This is a genomic window from Mycobacterium sp. IS-2888, assembly GCF_001954215.1.
In the GTDB taxonomy this organism is placed as follows: domain Bacteria; phylum Actinomycetota; class Actinomycetes; order Mycobacteriales; family Mycobacteriaceae; genus Mycobacterium.
In genome coordinates this window covers 36,279-59,369 of the sequence record NZ_MBET01000021.1, presented here as the reverse complement: position 1 = coordinate 59,369, position 23,091 = coordinate 36,279, and the positions used below count along the sequence as shown (strand labels likewise).

Annotated in this window: 21 protein-coding genes; 12 read left to right on the top strand and 9 right to left on the bottom strand. The window is 67.4% G+C overall.

Annotation, left to right across the window (positions count from 1 at the left end; translation table 11 throughout):
- Positions 1–25 precede the first annotated feature (25 nt).
- From A5745_RS03430 to A5745_RS03395, 8 genes are all read left to right on the top strand, one after another.
- Complete coding sequence (locus A5745_RS03430) at positions 26–757, top strand: NUDIX hydrolase (protein WP_083662681.1); 732 nt, start codon at positions 26–28, stop codon at positions 755–757.
- Positions 754–3,150 (top strand): hypothetical protein, encoded by a 2,397-nt coding sequence (locus A5745_RS03425; protein WP_139329429.1) that lies wholly within the window; start codon positions 754–756, stop codon positions 3,148–3,150. The genes A5745_RS03430 and A5745_RS03425 overlap by 4 nt, the downstream gene beginning before the upstream one ends.
- A complete protein-coding gene (locus A5745_RS03420; protein WP_076115100.1) occupies positions 3,147–6,788 on the top strand; it encodes a lipid II flippase MurJ in 3,642 nt (1,213 codons plus the stop codon). Before A5745_RS03425 ends, A5745_RS03420 begins: the two co-directional genes overlap by 4 nt.
- 64 nt (positions 6,789–6,852) lie before the next feature.
- Positions 6,853–7,440 carry an RNA polymerase sigma factor SigM gene (gene sigM, locus A5745_RS03415; RefSeq protein WP_076115099.1) on the top strand — a complete coding sequence of 196 codons (588 nt, stop codon included), beginning with the start codon at positions 6,853–6,855 and terminating at the stop codon, positions 7,438–7,440.
- Positions 7,441–7,495: 55 nt separating this feature from the next.
- Complete coding sequence (locus A5745_RS03410; protein ID WP_076115098.1) at positions 7,496–8,245, top strand: hypothetical protein; 750 nt, start codon at positions 7,496–7,498, stop codon at positions 8,243–8,245.
- A gap of 90 nt (positions 8,246–8,335) precedes the next feature.
- A complete protein-coding gene (gene trxB, locus A5745_RS03405) occupies positions 8,336–9,334 on the top strand; it encodes a thioredoxin-disulfide reductase (RefSeq protein WP_076060044.1) in 999 nt (332 codons plus the stop codon).
- Between the two features lie 13 nt (positions 9,335–9,347).
- Positions 9,348–9,695 carry a thioredoxin gene (gene trxA, locus A5745_RS03400; protein ID WP_076060043.1) on the top strand — a complete coding sequence of 116 codons (348 nt, stop codon included), beginning with the start codon at positions 9,348–9,350 and terminating at the stop codon, positions 9,693–9,695.
- 134 nt (positions 9,696–9,829) lie between these two features.
- The gene (locus tag A5745_RS03395; protein WP_076060041.1) at positions 9,830–11,050 is read left to right on the top strand and encodes an N-acetylmuramoyl-L-alanine amidase; all 1,221 of its coding nucleotides are present in this window, start codon (positions 9,830–9,832) and stop codon (positions 11,048–11,050) included.
- Positions 11,051–11,067: 17 nt separating this feature from the next.
- Here the strand turns inward: A5745_RS03395 and A5745_RS03390 are convergent, their stop codons facing one another.
- The 9 genes from A5745_RS03390 to rpmH all read right to left on the bottom strand — a co-directional run bounded on the left by A5745_RS03390 (position 11,068) and on the right by rpmH (position 17,498).
- A complete protein-coding gene (locus A5745_RS03390; protein ID WP_076060039.1) occupies positions 11,068–11,799 on the bottom strand; it encodes an acetyltransferase in 732 nt (243 codons plus the stop codon).
- A 284-nt stretch (positions 11,800–12,083) separates the two neighbouring features.
- Entirely contained in the window at positions 12,084–13,067 is a 984-nt protein-coding gene (locus tag A5745_RS03385; RefSeq protein ID WP_076115097.1) for a ParB/RepB/Spo0J family partition protein, read from the bottom strand.
- 17 nt (positions 13,068–13,084) lie between these two features.
- Positions 13,085–14,068 (bottom strand): ParA family protein, encoded by a 984-nt coding sequence (locus tag A5745_RS03380; RefSeq protein ID WP_076115096.1) that lies wholly within the window; start codon positions 14,066–14,068, stop codon positions 13,085–13,087.
- On the bottom strand, positions 14,065–14,808 hold the full coding sequence (gene rsmG, locus A5745_RS03375; protein ID WP_076115095.1) for a 16S rRNA (guanine(527)-N(7))-methyltransferase RsmG: 744 nt from the start codon (positions 14,806–14,808) through the stop codon (positions 14,065–14,067). The genes A5745_RS03380 and rsmG overlap by 4 nt, the downstream gene beginning before the upstream one ends.
- A gap of 60 nt (positions 14,809–14,868) precedes the next feature.
- Entirely contained in the window at positions 14,869–15,441 is a 573-nt protein-coding gene (locus A5745_RS03370; RefSeq protein WP_076060073.1) for a R3H domain-containing nucleic acid-binding protein, read from the bottom strand.
- 77 nt (positions 15,442–15,518) lie between these two features.
- Complete coding sequence (yidC, locus tag A5745_RS03365) at positions 15,519–16,673, bottom strand: membrane protein insertase YidC (protein ID WP_076115094.1); 1,155 nt, start codon at positions 16,671–16,673, stop codon at positions 15,519–15,521.
- The gene (gene yidD / locus A5745_RS03360; RefSeq protein WP_076115093.1) at positions 16,633–16,980 is read right to left on the bottom strand and encodes a membrane protein insertion efficiency factor YidD; all 348 of its coding nucleotides are present in this window, start codon (positions 16,978–16,980) and stop codon (positions 16,633–16,635) included. The genes yidC and yidD overlap by 41 nt, the downstream gene beginning before the upstream one ends.
- Complete coding sequence (gene rnpA / locus A5745_RS03355; protein WP_076115092.1) at positions 16,977–17,333, bottom strand: ribonuclease P protein component; 357 nt, start codon at positions 17,331–17,333, stop codon at positions 16,977–16,979. Before rnpA ends, yidD begins: the two co-directional genes overlap by 4 nt.
- Before the next feature lie 21 nt (positions 17,334–17,354).
- Positions 17,355–17,498, bottom strand: a complete 144-nt coding sequence (gene rpmH / locus A5745_RS03350) for a 50S ribosomal protein L34 (RefSeq protein ID WP_076060026.1) — start codon at positions 17,496–17,498, stop codon at positions 17,355–17,357.
- A gap of 604 nt (positions 17,499–18,102) precedes the next feature.
- Here rpmH and dnaA point away from each other — a divergent pair.
- The 4 genes from dnaA (at position 18,103) to A5745_RS03330 (ending at position 23,000) form a co-directional block, all read left to right on the top strand.
- A complete protein-coding gene (gene dnaA, locus A5745_RS03345; protein ID WP_076060025.1) occupies positions 18,103–19,626 on the top strand; it encodes a chromosomal replication initiator protein DnaA in 1,524 nt (507 codons plus the stop codon).
- A gap of 471 nt (positions 19,627–20,097) precedes the next feature.
- On the top strand, positions 20,098–21,297 hold the full coding sequence (gene dnaN / locus A5745_RS03340; protein WP_076060023.1) for a DNA polymerase III subunit beta: 1,200 nt from the start codon (positions 20,098–20,100) through the stop codon (positions 21,295–21,297).
- Entirely contained in the window at positions 21,298–22,440 is a 1,143-nt protein-coding gene (recF, locus tag A5745_RS03335) for a DNA replication/repair protein RecF (protein WP_076115091.1), read from the top strand.
- Positions 22,437–23,000: a DUF721 family protein gene (locus A5745_RS03330; RefSeq protein ID WP_076060020.1), complete on the top strand. Its 564-nt coding sequence runs from the start codon at positions 22,437–22,439 to the stop codon at positions 22,998–23,000. The genes recF and A5745_RS03330 overlap by 4 nt, the downstream gene beginning before the upstream one ends.
- Positions 23,001–23,091 lie beyond the last annotated feature (91 nt).

The window sequence follows — 23,091 nt, the reverse complement described above, 5'->3', positions numbered from 1 at the left end:
GCACGTGCCAGCTACTATCGCTTGGGTGTCGGATGGCGAACAAGCCAAACCGCGTCGACGCCGGGGGAGGCGCCGGCGCCGTGGTGCTCCAGATTCGGCCGAGAACCTTACGAACGGCCAAGCGGCCGCTGACGCGGCGGTGACCAAACCACGCCGATCGCGCTCGTCGCGCCGCGTGCCGGACCGGCTGCGCACCGTGCACGAAACATCCGCCGGCGGGCTGGTCATCGACGGTCTCGACGGGCCCCGCGACAGCCAGGTTGCGGCCCTTATCGGTCGCATCGATCGACGCGGACGGATGCTGTGGTCGCTGCCCAAGGGCCACATCGAGCAGGGCGAGACCGCCGAACAGACCGCGATTCGTGAGGTTGCCGAGGAGACGGGAATACGGGGCAGCGTGCTGGCGGCGCTGGGGCGCATCGACTATTGGTTTGTCACCGATGGCCGCCGGGTGCACAAGACCGTGCACCACTATTTAATGCGTTTCTCCGGCGGCGAGCTCTCGGACGAGGACCTCGAAGTCGCCGAAGTTGCGTGGGTGCCGATGCGCGAACTGCCGTCGAGGCTCGCCTACGCAGACGAGCGTCGCTTGGCCGAGGTCGCCGACGAACTGATCGACAAGTTGCAGAGCGACGGTCCCGCCGCGCTTCCGCCGCTGCCGCCCAGCTCGCCCCGGCGCCGCCCGCAGACGCATTCGCGCACCCGGCATTCCGACAAACCTGCCGGCCGGAAGAACGGTCACGGGCCGGGGCCGTGATTGTGCCGCGACTCTGCTGGACGGGCCTGGTGCGCATTGCCGCCGTGGTCGGCATGGTGGCCGGTTTTGCGGTACTGCTCAACGGGCCCGTCATCGCGCCGCGCGCAGCCGCCGGCGAACCCGGGTCGACGCCGTTTGTCCGTATCCGCATCGACCAGGTGACCCCGGATGTGGTCACGACGACGAGTCAACCGGTCGTCACGGTCAGCGGCGTGGTGATCAACATTGGCGACCGTCCGGTCCGCGACGTCATGGTCCGGCTCGAGCACGCCGCGCCCGTCGCCGCGTCGGCGGGCTTACGCACCACCCTGGACGGTGGCACCGACCAATACCAGCCGGCAGCGGATTTCCTGACAGTCGCACCGGAACTACAGCGCGGTCAACAAGCCGCCTTCACCCTGTCCGTCCCGCTGCGGTCGTTGAGCAAGCCGTCGTTGGGCATCGATCAGCCCGGGATCTACCCAATCCTGGTCAATGCCAACGGAACTCCCGACTACGGCGCCCCCGCCCGGCTCGACAACGCACGCTTCCTGCTGCCGGTGATCGGTGTGCCGCCCGACCAAGCCGACGACCTGGGCTCGGCCGTTGCGCCCGATACGTCGAAACCCGTGTGGATCACGATGCTGTGGCCGCTGGCCGATCGGCCCCGGTTGGCCCCGGGCGCGCCCGGCGGCACCATTCCGGTCCGGCTCGTCGACGACGACTTGGCCACCTCGCTGGCCACCGGTGGTCGGCTGGACATCCTGCTCTCGGCGGCCGAGGTCGCCACAAGCCACGACGTCGACCCCGACGGCGCGGTCGGACGCGCACTGTGCTTGGCGGTCGACCCGGATCTGCTGGTCACCGTCAACGCGATGACGAGTGGCTACGTCGTGTCGAACTCGCCCGACCTCGCCGCTCAACAACCAGGTAGCCCCACCCACCCGGGGACCGGTCAGGCCGCTGCGACGGTGTGGATGAACCGGTTACGTGCGCTGGCGCACCGCACCTGCGTCACCCCGCTGCCCTACGCGCAAGCCGACCTCGACGCCTTGCAGCGCGTCAACGATCAGGGGCTGAGCGGGATCGCCACCAACGGCGTCGGCGACATCGTCGACCACATTCTCGACGTCCCCTCCGCCCGCGGGGCCACCCTGCTGCCCGACGGCCCGTTGACCAACCGAGCGGTCGACTTGCTCAGTGCCAACGACAGCACCGTCGCCATCGCGGCAGCCGACCTGGCCGCCCAGGACTCCGCCAGCGACTTGCCCACGACCGTCGACACGAAACCCCGGCGATTGTCGCCCCAGGTGGTGCTGGCGCCGTTCGACCCGGCCGTCGGCGCGGCGCTGGCCGGAGCGGGGACCGACCCCACGGTGCCTACCTATCTGGACTCGTCGCTGACGGTCCGGCTCGCGCACGACTCGGAGACCGCCCGGCGCCAGGACGCGCTGGGTTCCATGTTCTGGCACTCCCTGCAGCATGACGCCGCGCCGCGCACCCAGATCCTGGTTCCGCCGGCGACATGGCACCTGCAGGCCGACGACGCGCAGGTGATCCTGACCGCGCTGGCCACGACGATCCATTCCGGCCTGGCGATACCCCGCCCACTGCCCGCGATGATCGCGGAGGCCGCGGCCCACAACGAGGCGCCGGGGCCGACGGACGCCTACCTGTCGGCCCGTGGCCGCTTCGGCGACGACGTGACCGCCGACATCGGTCACCAGGTTGGCAGGCTGTGGGGGCTGACGTCGGCGCTGACGACCGACGAGCGCACCGGCCTGACCGGCATCCAATACACCGCTCCCCTGCGCGAGGACATGCTGCGTGCGCTCAGCGAAGCGGAACCGCCGGACACCCGCAACCAGCTGGCCGCGCAGCGCCTAGCGGTGGTCGGCACAACCATCAACGACTTGTTCGGTGCCGTCACGATCGTCAACCCGGGCGGCTCCTACACCCTGGCCACCGAGCACAGCCCGCTCCCGCTGGCGCTGCACAATGGCCTCGCCGTCCCCATTCGGGTGCGGCTACACGTCGACGCCCCGCCCGGGATGAACGTCTCCGACGTCGGGCAGATCGAACTGCCGCCGGGATACTTGCCGCTGCGGGTGCCCATCGAGGTGAACTTCACTCAGCGGGTCGCCATCGACGTGGCGCTGCGGACGCCGGACGGCCTGCGGCTGGGCGAGCCGGTGCGCTTGTCCGTGCACTCCAACGCCTACGGGAAAGTGCTGTTCGCGATCACGCTGAGCGCGGCGGCGATCCTGGTGCTGCTGGCCGGACGGCGGCTGTGGCACCGATTCCGCGGCCAGCCCGACCGCGCCGACCTGGACCGGCCCGACCCACCCGACCACCGACCCGCCCGTTCGCGAGGCGAGATCCCCGATCGGGTCGATCAAGAGCACCGAGTATGAAACCCGCCTACCGGCGACCCCAGCCGCGGCCGGGTACCCGCGGACCCGCCTCGCCGCCGACTGGGCCGCTGCCCCCGGTGCCGGAGCTGGCACGGCGACGACCCGAACTGTCCGACGCCGCGCTGGTGTCGCGCTCGTGGGCGATGGCGTTCGCCACGCTGATCAGCCGGATCACCGGATTCGCCCGCATCGTGCTGCTGGCCGCCATCCTGGGCGCCGCGCTGTCCAGTGCCTTCTCGGTGGCCAACCAGCTGCCGAACCTGGTCGCCGCACTGGTGCTGGAGGCGACGTTCACGGCGATTTTTGTTCCGGTGCTGGCCCGTGCCGAGCAAGACGACCCCGACGGCGGCGCGGCGTTCGTGCGGCGCCTGGTCACGCTGACCACAGCGCTTCTGCTGTTTGCGACGGCGCTGTCGGTGGTCGCCGCACCGCTGCTGGTCCGCCTGATGCTCGGCCGCGCTCCTCAGGTCAACGAACCCCTGACGACGGCCTTCGCCTACCTGTTGCTGCCGCAGGTGCTCGCCTACGGCCTTACCTCGGTATTCATGGCAATCCTCAATACCCGCAACGTGTTTGGGCCGACGGCATGGGCGCCGGTCGTCAACAACGTCGTCGCGCTCGCAACCCTGGGTGTGTATCTGGCGGTCCCCGGTGAACTTTCGGTCGATCCCGTTCGGATGGGCAACGCCAAGCTCCTGGTGCTCGGCGTCGGCACCACCGCGGGCGTGTTCGCGCAGACCGCGGTCCTGCTGATTGCGCTGCGGCGCGAGCGGGTCAGCCTGCGCCCCCTGTGGGGAATCGACCAGCGGCTCAAGCGATTCGGCGCGATGGCCGCCGCGATGGTGCTCTACGTGCTGATCAGCCAGCTCGGCCTGGTGGTCGGCAACCAAATCGCCAGCACCGCAGCCGCTTCCGGACCGGCGATCTACAACTACACCTGGCTCGTGCTGATGTTGCCGTTCGGCATGATCGGTGTGACGGTGTTGACCGTCGTGACCCCACGGCTGAGCCGCAACGCCGCCGCCGACGACACCCGGGCGGTGCTGGCCGACCTGTCGCTGGCCACCCGACTGACCTTGATCACGCTCATTCCGATCGTGGCGTTCATGACCGTCGGCGGGCCCGCGATCGGCAGCGCACTGTTCGCCTACGGGCACTTCGGGGGGGTCGACGCCGGATACCTGGGTGCCGCGATCGCGCTGTCGGCATTCACGTTAATCCCTTACGGGCTGGTGCTTTTGCAGCTGCGGGTGTTCTACGCGCGCGAACAGCCGTGGACGCCGATCGTGATCATCCTCGTCATCACGGCCGTCAAGATCGTCGGCTCGGTGCTGGCCCCGCACCTCACCGGCGACCCCAAGCTGGTGGCCGGTTTCCTCGGGCTGGCCAACGGCATCGGTTTCCTCGCCGGCGCGGTCGTCGGCTACCAGTTGTTGCGGCGCGCGCTGCTGCCCCGCGGCGGCCACCCGGTCGGCGTCCGGGAGGTGCGCACGGTCCTGGTGACGGTTGCCGCGTCGTTGCTGGCCGCGTTGATTGCCCATGTGGTCGACCGGCTGCTGGGGCTGAGCGACCTGACGGCCCACGGCGGCGCCGCCGGTTCGCTGCTGCGACTACTGGTCCTGGCGACCATCATGCTGCCGATCATGGCCACGGTCATGGTCCGCGCGCGCGTCCCCGAGGCCCAGGCGGCGATGGGCGCCGTCAGTCGCCGGATCCGGGCGCGCAGCGGGCGCTGGGAGCAACCGCCTGCGCGTCGCACGGCGGCTGTACCGGATCGATCGTCTCACCGCCGGCCCGTCACGTACCCTGAGCAGAGGAATTCGTCCCCGCCGGGGGTAGGTGCGGTCCAGGAGCCGATCCGGCGCAGGCCTCCGGAGCGGGCCGACAGCGTCCGGATAGCGAAAGGACCGGAGGTGACCGACCGCCCAGTAGACAGCGCCGCATCCGGCCCCGCGTCAGGCGGCAAGTTACCGCGTCCGGTTGCCGACGACTTCGAGCCCGACATTCCGGCCCCCGATATTCCGGCCAAACCCGATTCCGCGGCGCCGCGGCCGTCCGACCAGCGCAACGGCGATCTCAACAGCGAGGCCGCACGCGGGCCGATACCGTTCGATGCGCCCCGCGAACGAAGCGCGGAATCGTCGACGTCCACCGACGACGTCCACCTGGTGCCCGGCGCTCGCATCGCCGGCGGCCGCTATCGGCTCCTCGTCTTCCACGGCGGGGCTCCGCCCCTGCAGTTCTGGCAGGCGCTCGACACAGCGCTGGACCGGCAAGTGGCGCTCACGTTCGTCGATCCCGACGGGGCGCTGCCGCATGACGTGCTGCAGGAGGTCCTCGCCCGCACGCTGCGGCTGAGCAGGATCGACAAGCCCGGTGTCGCCCGAGTGCTCGACGTCGTGCACACGGGATTCGGTGGCTTGGTGGTCGCGGAGTGGATTCGCGGCGGCTCGCTGCAGGAGGTGGCCGACACCGCGCCGTCGCCGATCGGCGCCATCCGGGCGATGCAGTCACTAGCCGCCGCCGCGGACGCGGCCCACCGCGCCGGGGTTGCCCTGTCGATCGATCACCCCAGCCGGGTGCGCGTCAGCATCGAGGGCGACGTGGTGCTGGCCTACCCGGCGACCATGCCCGACGCCAATCCGCAGGACGACATCCGCGGAATCGGCGCCGCGCTCTACGCCCTGCTCGTCAATCGTTGGCCCCTTCCGGAGCACGGGGTCCGCAGCGGACTGGCACCGGCCGACCGCGATTCCTCGGGCCTGCCCGTCGAACCCACGGTCATCGACCGCGACATCCCCTTCCAGATCTCGGCGGTCGCAGTTCGCGCGGTTCAGGAAGACGGCGGAATCCGCAGTGCGTCAACACTTTTGAATCTGTTGCAGCAGGCGACCGCGGTGGCGGACCGCACCGAGGTGCTCGGGCCCGTCGACGACTCACCCATTGCGCCGAGCCCCCGCGAACCCGCCGGTCCGCTGGACGAGGCCACGTTCGCGCGACGACGTCGCAACGTGCTGATCGGGGTGGGCGCCGGCGTCGTCGTCCTCGTAGTGGCGCTGTTGGTGCTGGCGTCGGTGGTGAGCAAGATCTTCGGCAACGTCGGCGGCGGCCTCAACAAGGACGAGCTCGGCCTCAACGGGCCGTCGTCGTCGACCAGCTCTTCGGCCCCCAGCTCCGCTCCGGCGGGCACTGTCGTCAAGCCCACCAGGGCGTCCGTTTACTCCCCTGACGGTGATGCCGACAATGCGGGTACGGCCGGGCAGGCGATCGACGGCGACCCCACCACCGCCTGGGCTACCGAGGTCTACACCGACGCCGTTCCGTTCCCCAGTTTCAAGCAGGGCGAAGGGTTGATGCTGCAGCTGCCCAACCCGACCGTCGTCGGCCAAGTCACGATCGACACCCCGAGCAGCGGGACCAAAGTCGAGATCAGGGCGTCGTCCACCCAGACGCCGTCGAAGCTGGAGGACACCACCGTGCTCGCCCCGGCGTTCACGCTCAAACCCGGCCACAACGTCATTCCGGTCAAGGCCGGGTCGCCGACCTCGAATCTGCTGGTGTGGATTTCCACGCTGGGAACCACCAACGGCAAGAGCCAGGCCGGTTTCTTCGAGATCACCGTTCAAGCCGCATCCTGACGGCGCTCACAGACCCGGGGTGCGGTGAAGTGCCTCGCGATCACCTATTGGTTACTGTCCGGCCGTGGGTCTGGGGGGAGAGGTCGAGCGCGAACGCAGCGACGCCGAGCTGCTCGCCGCCCACGTCGCCGGCGACCGCTATGCGTTCAGCGAACTGTTCCATCGTCATAGCCGGCAGCTGCACCGCCTGGCCCGGTTGACCACCCGCACCCCCGAGGACGCCGAAGACGCGCTGCAGGACGCCATGCTCTCGGCCCATCGCGGCGCGGGTTCGTTCCGGCACGACGCCGCGGTCGGAAGCTGGCTGCATCGCATCGTGGTCAACGCCTGCCTGGATCGGCTGCGGCGCACCAAGACGCAGCGGACCGTGCCGCTCGAGGATGTCTACCCGGTGGCGGATCGCAGCGCGCAGGTCGAAACGGCGATGTTGGTGCAGCGCGCCCTGGGTCGACTCCCAATCGAACAACGGGCCGCGATCGTGGCGGTCGACATGCTGGGCTGTTCGGTTGCCGACACCGCACGGCTGCTCGGCATCCCCGAGGGCACCGTCAAGAGCCGATGCGCCCGCGGCCGGGTTCGCCTGGCCGAGCTGCTCGGCTACCTCAACACCGGTGCCCATGCCGCACCCGACGCTCCAGCCGGTCAGGCGTGACGGTTCAGTGGGCCGCATGTGGCCATCGGTCTGTGCATGACGGACACTGGGACGGATGGGTGAAGCCGAGAACGATCCCGCGGATCATGGTGCGGCGGCAGCAGATCCACCGCTGACGGTCGAGCGGCTCGCCGACTTGCAGGCCGGCCTGCTGGACGACGATGCCGCTGCCCGGGTACGCGGACAAGTCCGCGCCAACCCCGAGGCCGAGAACGTCCTTCGTGCGCTGAATCAGGTGCGCCGCGATGTCGCCGACGCCGGCGCGGCGGCCCCCGAGGCTCCCCCCGAGGTCGTCGCCCGGATCACCGCGGCGCTGTCGTCGGCCGACCCACGCGGCGCCCCCGCGGCACACTCCGCCCGGCCGCGGCCGCGCCGGCGCGGGGTCGCCGCGGGTGTGGCCGGTTTGTGCGCGGTGCTGGCGGCGATCGGCATCGGCACGGCGGCGCTGATCAACGCGCCCGCGCCGATACCGAGCACGGCGGTCACCGCCGAGCACATCACCGTGTCGACGCCGCCGATGGTGGTGCCGCTGTCGCAGGACGAGATCCTCTCCCTACTCGACCGCCGACCCGAGTACGGCCCGCTCACCGACCCGTCTCGTCGCGCGTCCTGCCTGAGCGGCCTGGGCTATCCGGCTTCCACGCAGGTGCTGGGAGCACGGCCGATCGACATCAACGCCCGGCCCGGCGTCCTGCTCGTGCTGCCTGGCGATACACCCAACAACCTGGCGGTCTTCGCGGTCGCACTGAACTGCAGCGCGGCCGATACCGGCCTGCTGGCCAACACGCAAGTCCCCCGCCCTTAGTGTGATGCCACGTGTTGCGCGCCCCAGCGGGAACAGCAATGCCTACGCTGGCGTTCGACACAACGACGCCCTGTACTCCGAAAGGCCCGCATGACCGCCGCCCCGTCCGCTCCTGACCCCATTCACGACGTCATCGTCATCGGTTCCGGTCCCGCCGGGTACACCGCGGCCCTGTATGCCGCCCGCGCACAGCTGGCACCACTGGTCTTCGAGGGGACCTCGTTCGGTGGCGCGTTGATGACCACCACCGACGTGGAGAACTACCCCGGCTTCCGTGACGGAATCACCGGCCCGGAGTTGATGGACGAGATGCGCGAGCAGGCACTGCGCTTCGGAGCGGACCTGCGGATGGAGGACGTCGAGTCGGTGTCGCTGGACGGACCGGTCAAGTCGGTCGTGACGGCGGAGGGCGAAACCCACCGCGCCCGGGCCGTCATTTTGGCGATGGGCGCCGCGGCGCGCTACCTGCAGGTCCCCGGCGAACAGGAGTTGCTGGGCCGCGGGGTGAGTTCGTGTGCCACCTGCGACGGGTTCTTCTTCCGGGACCAGCACATCGCCGTCATCGGCGGCGGCGACTCCGCGATGGAGGAAGCCCTGTTCCTGACCCGGTTCGCCACCACCGTGACGCTGGTGCATCGCCGCGAGGAGTTCCGGGCATCGAAAATCATGCTGAATCGCGCCCGCAACAACGACAAGATCAAGTTCGTCACCAACCACACCGTCGCCGCGGTGGAGGGCGACACGACGGTGACCGGATTGCGGCTGCGCCACACCGTGACTGGTGAACAAACCACGCTGCCGGTGACCGGCGTCTTCGTCGCGATCGGCCACGAGCCACGTTCGGCGTTGGTACGCGACGTCGTCGATGTCGACACCGACGGATACGTGCTCGTCAAGGGGCGCACCACCAGCACGTCGCTGGAGGGTGTGTTCGCGGCAGGCGACCTGGTGGACCGCACGTATCGGCAGGCGGTCACCGCCGCCGGCAGCGGTTGCGCCGCGGCGATCGACGCCGAGCGGTGGCTGGCCGAGCACGAAGAGTCAGACGCGGCCGGCGAGACACAGCAGCTGACCGTAGGAACACATTGATGGGAGCGTCACGATGACCGAAAACGCCGGCGGCACAATAGAAGTCTCCGACTCGTCCTTCTCAACCGAAGTGTTGTCCAGCAATAAGCCTGTGCTGGTTGACTTTTGGGCAACCTGGTGCGGGCCGTGCAAGATGGTCGCGCCCGTGCTCGAAGAAATCGCCGCCGAACGCGCCGAACACCTCACCGTCGCCAAGCTCGACGTCGACGCGAACCCCGAAACGGCGCGCGACTTCGAAGTAGTGTCGATCCCCACAATGATTCTGTTCAAGGACGGTCAGCCGGTGAAACGTATAGTCGGCGCCAAGGGCAAAGCCGCCTTGTTGCGTGAGCTTTCCGACGCCGTTCCCAACCTCGCCTGAACCCCGATCCGCGTCGCGGCACGAGGCCGCCGCTTAGCCTGGGGTTTTCCGAAAATCGAGAAGGATCTGCGACAATACCGGTTAGCTCTAACCCGTATTTCCAGCCTGTCAGTCCGTCCCGGAGGGCCCTTGGTATGCCGAGTCCGCGCCGCGAAAACGGCGACGCGCTGCGCTGTGGTGACCGCAGCGCTGCTGTGACCGAAATCCGGGCGGCGCTGGCTGCGCTGAACCTGCTGGACAATTCCGAGGAAGACCTGACCACCGGCAGGCATGTGGCCCTCGAACTGTTCGACTCCGAGCTCGACCAGGCCGTACGCGCCTTCCAGCAGCACCGTGGACTGCTGGTGGACGGCATTGTCGGCGAGGCCACTTATCGGGCGTTGAAAGAGGCGTCCTACCGGCTCGGCGCGCGCACGCTGTATCACCAATTCGGCGCCCCCCTGTACGGCGACGATGTCGCGACCCTGCAGGCTCGGCTACAGGACCTCGGCTTCTACACCGGCCTGGTCGACGGCTACTTCGGTTTGCAGACGCACAACGCGTTGATGTCGTACCAACGCGAGTACGGGCTCGCCGCCGACGGCATCTGCGGCCCGGAAACGTTGCGCTCCTTGTACTTTCTGAGTTCGCGGGTCAGCGGCGGCTCGCCCCACGCGATTCGCGAGGAAGAACTGGTGCGCCGATCGGGGCCCAAACTCTCGGGCAAGCGGATCATCATCGATCCCGGCCGCGGGGGCGCGGATCACGGCTTGATCTGCCACGGCCCGAACGGACCCATCAGCGAAGCAGACGTGTTGTGGGACTTGGCAAGCCGGCTTGAGGGGCGGATGACGGCCATCGGCATGGAGACCTTTCTATCCCGGCCGACCAATCGCAGCCCGTCGGATACCGAACGTGCCGCGACGGCCAACAACGTCGGCGCGGACCTGATGATCAGCCTGCGCTGCGAGGCTCAGCGCAGCCCTTCCGCCAACGGCGTCGCGTCATTTCATTTCGGCAACTCGCATGGATCGGTGTCTACCATCGGCCGCAATCTCGCCGACTTCATTCAGCGAGAAGTGGTGGCCCGCACCGGTTTACGGGATTGCCGCACACATGGCCGAACATGGGATCTGCTCCGGCTCACGCGGATGCCGACGGTTCAGGTCGACGTCGGTTACATCACCAATCCACGCGACCGGGACATGCTGGTGTCGACGCACACCCGCGACGCGATCGCCGAAGGTATCCTCGCCGCGGTGAAGCGGCTGTATCTGCTGGGCAAGAACGATAGGCCCACCGGCACCTTCACCTTCGCCGAGCTGCTGGCCCACGAATTATCGGTGGAACGCACAACCAGGCTCGGCGGTTCCTAACCCTGCTGGGGCGGCGGCTACGTATTCGTGGCCGTCGACCCGGCGCCGACCGGCTGCTCGAGCTGGGCATTGGCCAGCAAGCGCTCCAGCGCCGCCTCCACCTCAGCCTTCCAGCCCAGCCCCTTGTCGAGCTCGAGCCGCAGCCGAGGGAAGTACGTATGTGGCGCCACCACAACGAAACCCACGTCCTTCAAGAACTCCGCATCGATGACGCAGTGTTCAACGGTGCAGTCGCCGAGGGCTTCCAGCACCGGGCGCACACCGGGATCGACCATGCGGGGGTCCTGTAACTCCGACGCGGCGGGCGTGCGGCCGAAAGCTTCCAGCGCCCGCACCCCGCGCCGCACCAGCTCGTCGATGACGCGGGCCAACAGGCTGTGCGGCAAGTCGTCTGCGGCCTGTCCGGGCTCGATCCCCATCGACGTCAGCAACACCGCATCGGCGGATACCGGCGCGGTAGGAAACCGCTGTGCCCGCGGAACCGCTCGCGGCGGTGCGTAGAGGACATAGCCGAGGCACGGCGGCTCGGCGTGGCTGCGTTCGTCGGGCACCGCCGTCGCGACCTGACCGCACGAGCCCCACTCCAGCATCACCATCGACAACCAGGCTTCTTTTTCGAATTCCGGATCGGCGAGGTGGTCCTGGTTACCGAGAGTCGCGGGGTCGACCTCCCAGAAGACGCAGCGGCGCGCATGCTTCGGAAGATGCTCGAAGGCTTCGAGCCGCAGCGGTGAGATTCGAGCAGACACTAGCCTCCTGGCTTCCGTGCGTACCGCAGACCCGGATATCCCCAGGCTGACATGCACCGGCAACCCCTCCAGGATAGGAGAGTTTGCCTTCGCGGGGCCAGTGTTCGCGCAGCCTCGTGACCCGCCCGGCCCGGCCCGCGGTCCAGCCGGGTGCGCCGGTCCGTTCAACTCCGAAAATCGTTGTCGCCCAGTGGTTCTCCGGCACAGCGCCCTGGCCGCAGCGGGTTGATTCGAGCCGGGAACCCGGCCGGTGTCACAGTGACGTAATTACACCGTGTGGCTGATCATGGGTTGGGCGGGGTCATCACGTCGATGATCCGCTGCAGGTCTTCGACCGAGGCAAACTCCACGACGATCCGCCCCTTGCGTTTGCCAAGGCTGACCGTGACGCGCGTATCGAAGGTATTCGACAGCCGGTCAGCAACGTCCTGGAGGCCCGGCATCTGGATTGGTTTGCGCCGCGGAGGCGCAGGCTTGTGCCCCTCCCCGCGATTGGCCAGCGTGACCGCTTCCTCGGTGGCGCGCACCGACAGACCCTCCGCGACGATCCGGCTGGCCAGCTCTTCCTGCGCCTCGGGGCCGGCCTCGAGGGACAGCAGCGCCCGGGCATGGCCGGCCGACAGCACCCCCGCCGCCACTCGACGCTGGACCGCGATCGGCAGCTTGAGCAAGCGGATCATGTTGGTGATCAGCGGCCGCGATCGGCCGATGCGGGTCGCCAGTTCGTCGTGGGTGACATCGAACTCGTCGAGCAGCTGCTGGTAGGCCGCCGCCTCTTCCAGAGGGTTCAGCTGCACCCGATGGATGTTCTCGAGCAGGGCGTCCCGCAGCAGGGTGTCATCCGCGGTCTCGCGGACGATGGCCGGAATGGTGGCCAGGCCCGCCTCCTGGGCGGCCCGCCAGCGCCGCTCCCCCATGACGATCTGGTAGCGCGCGCCGCTCGTCGCCCCGGGCACCGCCCGCACCACGATGGGCTGCAAGAGGCCGAACTCGCGGATGGAGTGCACGAGTTCGGCCAGCGCCTCCTCGTCGAAGACCTGCCGTGGCTGGCGTGGATTGGCCTCGATGTCGGCCGGCGCGATCTCGCGATACACCGCCCCCACCCCGGCGGCGTCCGGCGCCGATCCACCGATCAACACGTCGGCGGCCGCATCCCCCATCCGGGGGCCAAGGGTCGCCGGGCCCGAGTCGCCCTCAGCCGGACCGGTGGGAATCAGCGAAGCCAAGCCCCGGCCAAGGCCGCCCTTCCTGCGTAACGGCTGCGTCATGATCGTCCCTTCGGTAGTCAGTCGCGTAGCGCGAGTTCGCGGCTCGCGTCCAGATAGCTCATCGCCCCGCGCGAGCCCGGGTCGTAGTCGATGATCGTCATGCTGTAGCCGGGCGCCTCCGAGACCTTGACGCTGCGCGGGATCACCGTGCGCAGCACCTTGCTTCCGAAGTACCGGCGCACCTCTTCGGCCACCTGGTCCGCCAGCTTGGTCCGCCCGTCGTACATCGTGAGGATCACGGTGGTCACGTCGAGCCGGGGATTCAAATGGGCCTTCACCATTTCGATATTCCGCATCAGCTGTGACACACCCTCGAGCGCGTAGTACTCGCACTGAATCGGGATCATCACCTCGGGCGCGGCGACGAGCGCGTTGATGGTCAACAACCCCAGTGACGGGGGGCAGTCGACAAAGACGTAGTCGAAGTCGAACTGGTCGAGCGCGGCCAAAGCGTTACGCAATCGGTTCTCGCGCGCAACCATGCTCACCAATTCGATCTCGGCACCGGCCAGGTCGATCGTGGACGGGACACAGAACAGCCGCTCGCTGTGTGGGCTGCGGCGCAGCGCGTCCTGCAGCGAGACCTCGCCGAGGAGGACCTCATACGACGACGGCGTGCCGGCCTGCCGGTCGGTGATCCCGAGCGCCGTGCTCGCATTGCCCTGCGGATCGAGATCGATCACGAGTGTCTTGAGCCCCTGGACGGCGAGCGCGGCGGCGAGGTTGACCGCCGTGGTGGTTTTACCGACGCCGCCCTTTTGGTTCGCGACGGTGAAGACGCGTCGGTGATCCGGCCTGCGCAACGGCGGGTACGTGGTGTGGAGGACCCGCATCGCGCGCTCGGCGGCGGCCCCGATCGGGGTGTCGTATTCCTCCGATGTTTCACGTGAAACATGCGGCACCGCGTCCGCCGGGTCGTCGTACTCGGTGGCGCTCGCCTGTCCAGGCGCGACGCCCGACGCGGGCGGCGGGGCGGCGGGCCAGTCTCGCGGAGAACTCATCGATGTCCCCTGTTCCCCGTTCGTGCCGACCCCTGCCGCGGCTGGCTTGCGCGTCGCGCTAAGACCACGGTTGCGGGCGGACGCAAATAGTTCGCGCCACATGTGACCACCCTGGCATCAACGGCGCCGGACGCCGCCATCACACGCCGATGCGCCTGGAGTTCGTCCGGGGCGCGCTCACCCTTGATGGCCACCATCCGACCGCCGGGCCGTAGCAACGGCATACTCCACTTCGTCAACTTGTCCAATGCTGCAACCGCTCGCGACACAGCCGCGTCCCTTCCCCCGTACCGTTCCCGCACCCAAGGTTCCTCGGCCCGGCCGCGCACCACCTCGACGGCCAACCCTAGTTCGGCCACCACCTCATTGAGAAACTCGCTCCGACGCAATAGCGGTTCGAGGAGAACGACCCGGAGGTCGGGCCGCGCAATCGCCAACGGGATCCCCGGCAGCCCGGCGCCGCTGCCGATGTCCACCACCCGATCCCCCGGATCCAGGAGCTCGCCGACGGCGACACTGTTGAGCAGATGACGGTCCCACACCCGGCCCACCTCGCGCAGTCCGAGGAGGCCTCGTTCCACCCCGGCCGACGCCAACAGTTCGGCGTACCGCTGTGCAATAGATATATGTGGCCCGAAGATCGCGGCGGCGTCCGGCGGCGGTAACGACTCGGCAGGGGTTGCCGGCGCGGCAGGATCTAGCGTCCCCTCGCAACGGCCGACATGTTTCACGTGAAACATCCCTCTGGTCTTCGTGCCGCCGCGGCGCAATCGCCGCGGCGAACTACACCGCTGTAACTCCTAGTCGAGCAGGACCACGACGCGGCGCGACGGCTCCGCGCCCTCGCTCTCGCTGTGCACCCCGGGGACCGCCGCGACGGCGTCGTGGACGATCTTGCGCTCGAACGGAGTCATCGGGGCGAGCTCCTCCCGCTCGCCGCTGTCTAGCACGCGTCGCGCGACCTTGTCGCCCAGCGCGGCCAACTCCTCGCGGCGCCGGCGACGCCAGCTCGCGATGTCGAGCATGAGCCGGCTCCGCACACCGGTCTTCTGGTGCACGGCCAGCCGGGTGAGCTCCTGCAGCGCGTCGAGCACCTCGCCGGTCCGGCCAACCAACTTGTTCAGGTCGTCGCTCCCGTCGATGCTTACCACCGCGCGGTTGCCCTCGACGTCCAGATCGATGTCGCCGTCGAAGTCCAATAGGTCAAGCAACTCCTCGAGGTAGTCCCCGGCGATTTCCCCCTCGGCGACCAACCGCTCCTCCAAGGCGTCGCCTTCGTCGGCGGCCCCTTCCGCTGGCGCCCCGTTCTCGTTGACGTCCTCAACCGACGGTTCGACGTCAACGTCGGGCTCGGTGATGTGTGCGTCCGTCATGCCTTTCTCTCCCTCATCCACGGGTCCCCGTTTTCTCTCGCCAGTCCGAAGCGGTCCCCTAGCCTGTGGAACCCTCGTCAGCGTTTGCGTTTCTTCGGTCGCGCTCCCGGCCGCGGAGTGCGATTGCCCGGAGCGTTGTTTCGTGTGCCGGGCTTCGATTTGTCTGCCTGTTCCGTTGTCTCGGCTTGCCGATCTTCGGCGCCATCGGAGTCCGCCTTTGGCGCCGCCGGCTCCGCGTCGTCATCGGCGACCGTCGCCGAGCCATTAGCGCTTGGCGGGGTCGGCTTCGGGTTGCGCTTGGGCTTCGCGCCGGGCGCCGGCGCGTTGGCCGCCCGGCGCTTGATGACTTCCTGCTTCTTGGCTTCGTCCTCTTTCTCGATCATGCCGAACACGTAGTGCTGCTGGCCGAAGGTCCAGATGTTGTTCGAGAACCAATACAGGATGATCGCGAGCGGCAGGAACGGCCCACCGACCACCACACCGAGCGGAAACACGTACAGCGCAAGCTTGTTCATCATCGCGGTCTGCGGGTTGGCCGCCGCCTCTGCGCTCTGCCGCGCGATCGATGCCCGGCTGTTGAAGTAGGTTGCGATGCCGGCGAGGATCATCACGGGGACGCCGACCGCGACTACCGCGGGGCGACTGAAATCGGTGAAAGCCTCCATGCCCGTGCGCTGTGTCATGGACGCACCGATCGGCGCACCAAACAGGTTGGCGTCCAGGAAGTGCTGCACCTCGAGCGGGCTGAACATGTAGTTGCCGGTAAGCCGGTTTTGGATCACCGAAAGGTGGGGCTGACCGAATCCGCCCTGCGTTCGGTTGAACGACCGCAGCACGTGATACAGCCCCAGGAACACGGGGATCTGCGCCAGCATCGGCAAGCAGCCCAGGATCGGATTGAAGCCGTGCTCGCGCTGCAGCTTCTGCATCTCGAGCGCCATCCGCTGGCGGTCCTTGCCGTACTTTTTTTGCAGCGCCTTGATCTGTGGCTGCAGCTCCTGCATCTGCCGGGTGGTGCGGATCTGACGCACGAACGGCTTGTACAGCAAGGCTCGCAGGGTGAACACCAAGAACATCACCGCCAGGGCCCAGGCGAAGAAGTTCGATGGGCCCAGCAGCGCCGCGAACAACTTGTACCAAACCCACATGATCCACGACACCGGGTAGTAGATGATGTCGAGGCTGAAAAAATCAAACAAAAGATCCGCTCTCCCCTCGCGCCCCTGGCGCATCCCGGACGTCGCTCGCGTCCTCGAAGTTCGCCCGGCATCCGCGGCGCTCCGGTATCGGGTCCCATCCTCCCCGATGCCATGGGCCGCACTTGGCGAGCCTGACCGCCGCCAACCAGCTGCCGCGAATCAAGCCGTACTCGGTGAGCGCATCGACCGCGTACTGGCTACACGTCGGAACGAAACGACACGTCGGCGGTCGCAGCGGCGAAACCATGTGCCGGTACGTCTGGATGAGAAAAATCAGCAACCACGCGGCGGTCCTGCCCGAACCCCCGACTACCGCGCGCGCCGGCGCCGCCCGATTCACCGCCGCGTCCCTGCCAGCTCAGAACCGCGTCGCAGAGCGGTTCGCAGCTCCTGGGTCAGCCGCGCCGATGACGCTTGCCGACTACTCGGGAGCGCACGGATCACCACCAGATCGGATTGATCGAGATCGCCCAGCAGGCTTCGCGCCACATGCCGCAACCGGCGCGCGACCCGGTGACGGTCGACGGCCGACCCCACCGCCTTCCCGATGATCAGCCCCACCCGCGGGCCGCTATTGCCGTGGGTGCGCCGGCGGAAGTAGACGACGACGTCGGACTGCACCAGGCGCGCCCCGCATTTGACGGTCGCGTCGAACTCAGTCGACCGCCTCATACGGTTGCGTGCGGGAAGCACCGCCAAAACCTGACGTTGCGATCAGGCAGACAGCGCGCGTCGGCCCTTACGGCGCCGGTTGGACACGATCGAACGCCCCGCACGGGTCCGCATCCGCAAGCGGAAGCCATGCACGCGGGCTCGGCGCCGGTTGTTCGGCTGGAAGGTCCGCTTGCCCTTGGCCACGGCGTTCTCCTCGTTGTGTCTCGCTCAAAGCTTTCCCAACCATCCGGCCGCTCACGATTCGCAACCGCGGGGGTTCGTGTGTCGGTCGAAGCTGGTCTCGCTACTGGCCGGCGCGGTCCCCAGGCAGGTTCACCTAGGTCGCAGCCGTATCGCCGACTTTCGGGCGACTGTTTGAGGGTACTGATGCGCCTTCGCTGGGTCAAACTTGGCCTGCCCCAACGGACCCACACCCAACCGGCGCGAAAACATTCGTTCTCGGCGGCCCGATCCCGACCGAAACCGCACCGGATCGAAGCACGCCCCAAAGAACTTTAAATAACCCGATTGGAATGCAGCAGAACGGTTGGCAGCCGCACGGAAAACTGTTAGCTTCGGGCATGCCGTTTCAGCGTGAGGCGGCGCTCGACAACGAAGCGAGGATGGCGGATCAACTAGCTGCCTAGGCGACCCACGTGGGTTGCCACCAGCATGGAGATCGCGGGCCGTCGCCGTAAGGCTGTGGCTCGTTTACGCTCATCCTGTCCACACCTGTGTATAACTATGTGGACAGCTGCTTTGTCGCCAAGCTGGCAGTTCCTCGACGTCGGACCAGGGAGATACGTCGTTGACCGATGACCCCGGTTCAACTTTCACGACAGTGTGGAACGCGGTCGTCTCTGAGCTCAACGGCGAACCCACCGCAGACGGCGTCGCCACCAATCGCACGACGCTTGTCGCCCCCCTGACCCCTCAGCAAAGGGCATGGCTGAACCTGGTCCAACCACTGACCATCGTCGAGGGGTTTGCTCTGCTGTCGGTGCCGAGCAGTTTCGTCCAGAACGAGATCGAACGTCATCTGCGCGAACCCATCACCGACGCGCTGAGTCGCCGGCTCGGCCAGCAAGTCCAACTTGGGGTGCGCATCGCCCCGCCCGCGGAAGACGGCGACGACGCCGTCCTGCCTCAAACCGACATCTTCGTCGACGACACCGACCTCGAAACGTCAAGTGACATCGACGAGGCTGACGAAAACGGGGAACCCGTCATCGACGACGAGCAGGGTTGGCCCAACTACTTCACCGAGCGTCCCCACATCATCGACCCGGCCATCGCGGGCGGAACCAGCCTCAACCGCCGCTACACCTTCGACACCTTCGTCATCGGTGCTTCCAACCGGTTCGCGCACGCGGCGGCACTCGCGATCGCCGAGGCGCCCGCCCGCGCGTACAACCCGCTGTTCATCTGGGGCGAATCCGGCCTCGGCAAGACACATCTGTTGCACGCGGCCGGCAACTACGCGCAGCGGCTGTTCCCGGGGATGCGGGTCAAGTACGTCTCCACCGAGGAATTCACCAACGACTTCATCAACTCGCTTCGCGACGACCGCAAGGTCGCGTTCAAGCGCAGCTACCGCGACGTCGACGTGCTGCTGGTCGATGACATCCAGTTCATCGAAGGCAAAGAAGGTATCCAGGAGGAGTTCTTCCACACCTTCAACACGCTGCACAACGCGAACAAGCAGATCGTCATCTCGTCCGACCGCCCGCCCAAGCAACTCGCGACGCTGGAAGACCGGCTGCGGACGCGGTTCGAGTGGGGCCTGATCACCGACGTGCAACCGCCCGAACTGGAGACCCGCATCGCCATCTTGCGGAAAAAGGCGCAGATGGAGCGCCTCGCGGTGCCCGACGACGTACTCGAGCTCATCGCCAGCAGCATCGAACGCAACATCCGCGAGCTTGAGGGCGCCCTGATCCGGGTGACGGCGTTCGCGTCGTTGAACAAGACCCCGATCGACAAGGCGCTGGCCGAGATTGTGCTTCGTGACCTGATCGCCGATGCCAGCACCATGCAAATCAGCGCGGCGACGATCATGGCCGCCACCGCCGAATACTTCGACACCACAGTCGAAGAGCTCCGCGGCCCGGGCAAGACCCGCGCGCTGGCTCAATCACGACAAATCGCCATGTATCTGTGCCGCGAACTCACCGACCTCTCGTTGCCCAAGATCGGCCAAGCGTTCGGCCGTGATCACACCACGGTCATGTACGCCCAGCGAAAGATCTTGTCCGAGATGGCCGAGCGTCGCGAGGTGTTCGATCACGTCAAGGAACTCACCACGCGCATCCGTCAGCGGTCCAAGCGCTGATTCCGGCCGCTTCCCGTCATCTTTTTTCAAAAAACTTCTCGCTCCCCTGTAACACCAGCCACACGTCGAAGTTGTGCGCAGCGCTGTGTACAACCCCGTCAAACACCGGTGCACCGATCGCGCCTCGGTCCACACCCGTCATTCATCCCCACCGGCCCAACACACGCCACACAGTTCTCAACGCTGTCATCCACACCCCGGCTCGCGCCCTAGCTGCTTGAAGCCCACGCTGTCCCCAGAATCCACACCCCTTATTACTGTTACTGAGTTATCTCCGTTGTTTCTTCTTTGAAGTACAGCGCTGGGGAGGCTTCGTTACGCTGGGCTCGCAAGGCCCGCGGTGACCGGGCTTGTCGGGCTTTGCGATTAGCTTTCAAGATGGCCTCCGAAGATCTACGGTTGTTCTTCGACTGCTAGCGACGGGCGGCTAGCCAACCTTGGTTTCGAACACTCGGCAGGTGAAGGGACGCTATGGACGCGGCGACGACAACAGCTGGCCTCACCGATCTGAAGTTTCGTGTGGTGCGAGAGTCTTTCGCCGACGCGGTGTCGTGGGTGGCGAAGAACCTGCCGACCAGACCTGCGGTTCCTGTGCTTTCGGGCGTGTTGTTGACGGGCTCGGATGAGGGCCTGACAATCTCGGGCTTCGACTACGAGGTGTCCGCCGAGGCACAGGTTGCGGCCGAAATAGCTTCTCCCGGAAGCGTTTTGGTGTCTGGGCGGTTGTTGTCGGACATTACCCGGGCGTTGCCGGACAAACCGGTGGACTTCTACGTGGACGGTAATCGCGTCGCGTTGACGTGCGGAAATGCCAGGTTTTCGCTGCCGACGATGGCGGTTGAGGATTACCCGACGCTGCCCGCGTTGCCGGACGATACCGGGAGCCTTCCGTCGGAACTGTTCGCCGAGGCGATCGGTCAGGTTGCCATCGCGGCCGGCCGGGATGACACGCTGCCGATGCTGACCGGGATTCGGGTCGAGATCTCGGGCGACACCGTAGTTCTGGCCGCGACCGACAGGTTCCGGCTGGCGGTTCGCGAGCTGACATGGACGGCATTGTCGCCCGATGTCGAGGCCGCGGTGTTGGTCCCGGCGAGAACGTTGTCCGAGGCCGCCAAAGCCGGCATCGACGGCTCGGATGTCCGCTTGTCGTTGGGTGCTGGGTCGGGCGTCGGAAAAGACGGGCTGCTGGGCATCAGCGGTAACGGCAAGCGCAGTACCACCCGCCTGCTGGATGCGGAGTTCCCGAAGTTTCGTCAGCTGCTACCGGCCGAGCACACGGCCGTCGCCACCATCAACGTGGCCGAGCTAACCGAAGCGATCAAGCTGGTCGCGCTGGTCGCTGACCGAGGCGCGCAGGTACGCATGGAATTCGCCGATGGCATGCTGCGGCTCTCCGCGGGCGCCGACGATGTCGGCCGGGCCGAGGAAGACCTGGCCGTTGACTTCGCCGGCGAGCCGTTGACGATCGCCTTCAACCCGACCTATCTGACGGATGGGCTCGGGTCGGTCCATGCCGACCGGGTGTCGTTCGGTTTCACCACCCCGGGTAAGCCGGCGTTGTTGCGGCCGGCATTCGACGACGACAGCCATCCGACGGGCAACGGTCCCTTCCCCGCTCTGCCGACGGATTACGTGTACTTGTTGATGCCAGTGCGGCTGCCCGGGTAGGTGTACGTCCGGCATTTGGGACTGCGTGACTTCCGGTCCTGGGCGCAGGCCGACCTCGAATTGGAACCGGGCCGGACGGTGTTCGTCGGACCCAATGGCTTCGGGAAGACGAATCTCATTGAGGCACTGTGGTATTCGAGTACATTGGGTTCGCACCGCGTGGGTACCGACACGCCGTTGATCCGGGCGGGCAGTACGCGCGCGATAGTTTCGACCATCGTCGTCAACGACGGCAGGGAATGTGCGGTCGATCTGGAGATCGCGGCGGGGCGGGCGAACAAGGCGAGGCTGAACCGCTCCCCCGTGCGCAGCACGCGCGAGGTGGTCGGGGTGTTGCGGGCGGTGCTTTTCGCCCCGGAAGACCTGGCGTTGGTCCGCGGCGATCCGGCCGACCGCCGGCGCTACCTCGACGATCTGGCGACGGTGCGCCGTCCGGCGATCGCCGCCGTGCGGGCGGACTACGACAAAGTGTTGCGCCAGCGCACGGCGCTGTTGAAGTCGTTGTCCGGTGCGCGACATCGAGGTGGCGCGGTGGACACCCTCGATGTGTGGGACGGCCGATTAGCCGAGCACGGCGCGGAATTGATGGCCGCCCGCATCGATCTCGTCAATCAACTGGCACCCGAGGTGGAAAAGGCCTACCAGTTACTGGCGCCGGGATCGCGGCAAGCCTCGATCGGCTACCGCGCGAGCATGGATGGCGTCGGCGCCGAAGGTACCGACCGAGAGTTCCTGGAAGCCGCGTTGTTGGCTGCGTTGTCGGCACGCCGCGACGCCGAGGTGGAACGCGGAATGTGTCTTGTCGGCCCACATCGCGACGACCTCGAGTTGCGACTCGGCGATCAGCCCGCCAAAGGCTTTGCCAGCCACGGCGAGTCGTGGTCGTTCGCCGTCGCACTGCGCTTGGCGGCCTACGAGTTGCTGCGGGCAGACGGGAGCGAACCGGTGTTGTTGCTCGACGACGTGTTCGCCGAACTCGATGCGACGCGTCGCCGCGCCTTGGCTTCGGTGGCCGAAGCGGCAGAACAGGTGTTGGTAACCGCGGCGGTCCTCGAAGACATACCGGCCGAGTGGGACGCTAGGCGGGTGCACATCGATCTGCGCGACGAAGACGGCGGGCGCGTATCGGTGGTGCAAGGATGACCGGCCCCGGCGGCGGATCGCCTTCCGACCGCGGCACACCGCCCGGCGACCTTACGGGCATCGACCTGGTGCGGCGCACCCTCGAGGAAGCGCGCGCGGCCGCCCGCGCGCAGGGAAAGGACGCCGGCCGTGGACGGGGCGCGCCTCCTCCGCCGCGCCGCGTCGCGGGACAGCGGCGAAGCTGGTCGGGCCCCGGGCCCGACACGCGTGATCCTCAACCCTTGGGCAGGTTGGCGCGCGATCTGGCGAAAAAGCGGGGCTGGTCGACGCACGTCGCCGAGGGCACGGTGCTCGGCCATTGGTCGTCGGTGGTGGGACACCAGATCGCCGACCACGCGACCCCGACCACCCTGAACGACGGGGTGCTCAGCGTGGCGGCCGAATCGACCGCATGGGCGACCCAGCTGCGGATGATCCAGGCGCAAATTCTGGCCAAGATCGCCGCCGCGGTCGGCAACGGCGTAGTGACATCGCTGAAAATCACCGGGCCGGCCGCACCGTCGTGGCGGAAGGGCCCGCGGCATATCGCCGGCCGAGGCCCCCGTGACACCTACGGTTGACCGAGCGGGCGACCCGCTTCAGCGCCGCCACAACGACGGAAACCGGCTCGTCAAGCGTCCTGACGCGGCCTTCAGCGAAAAATTCCGCACA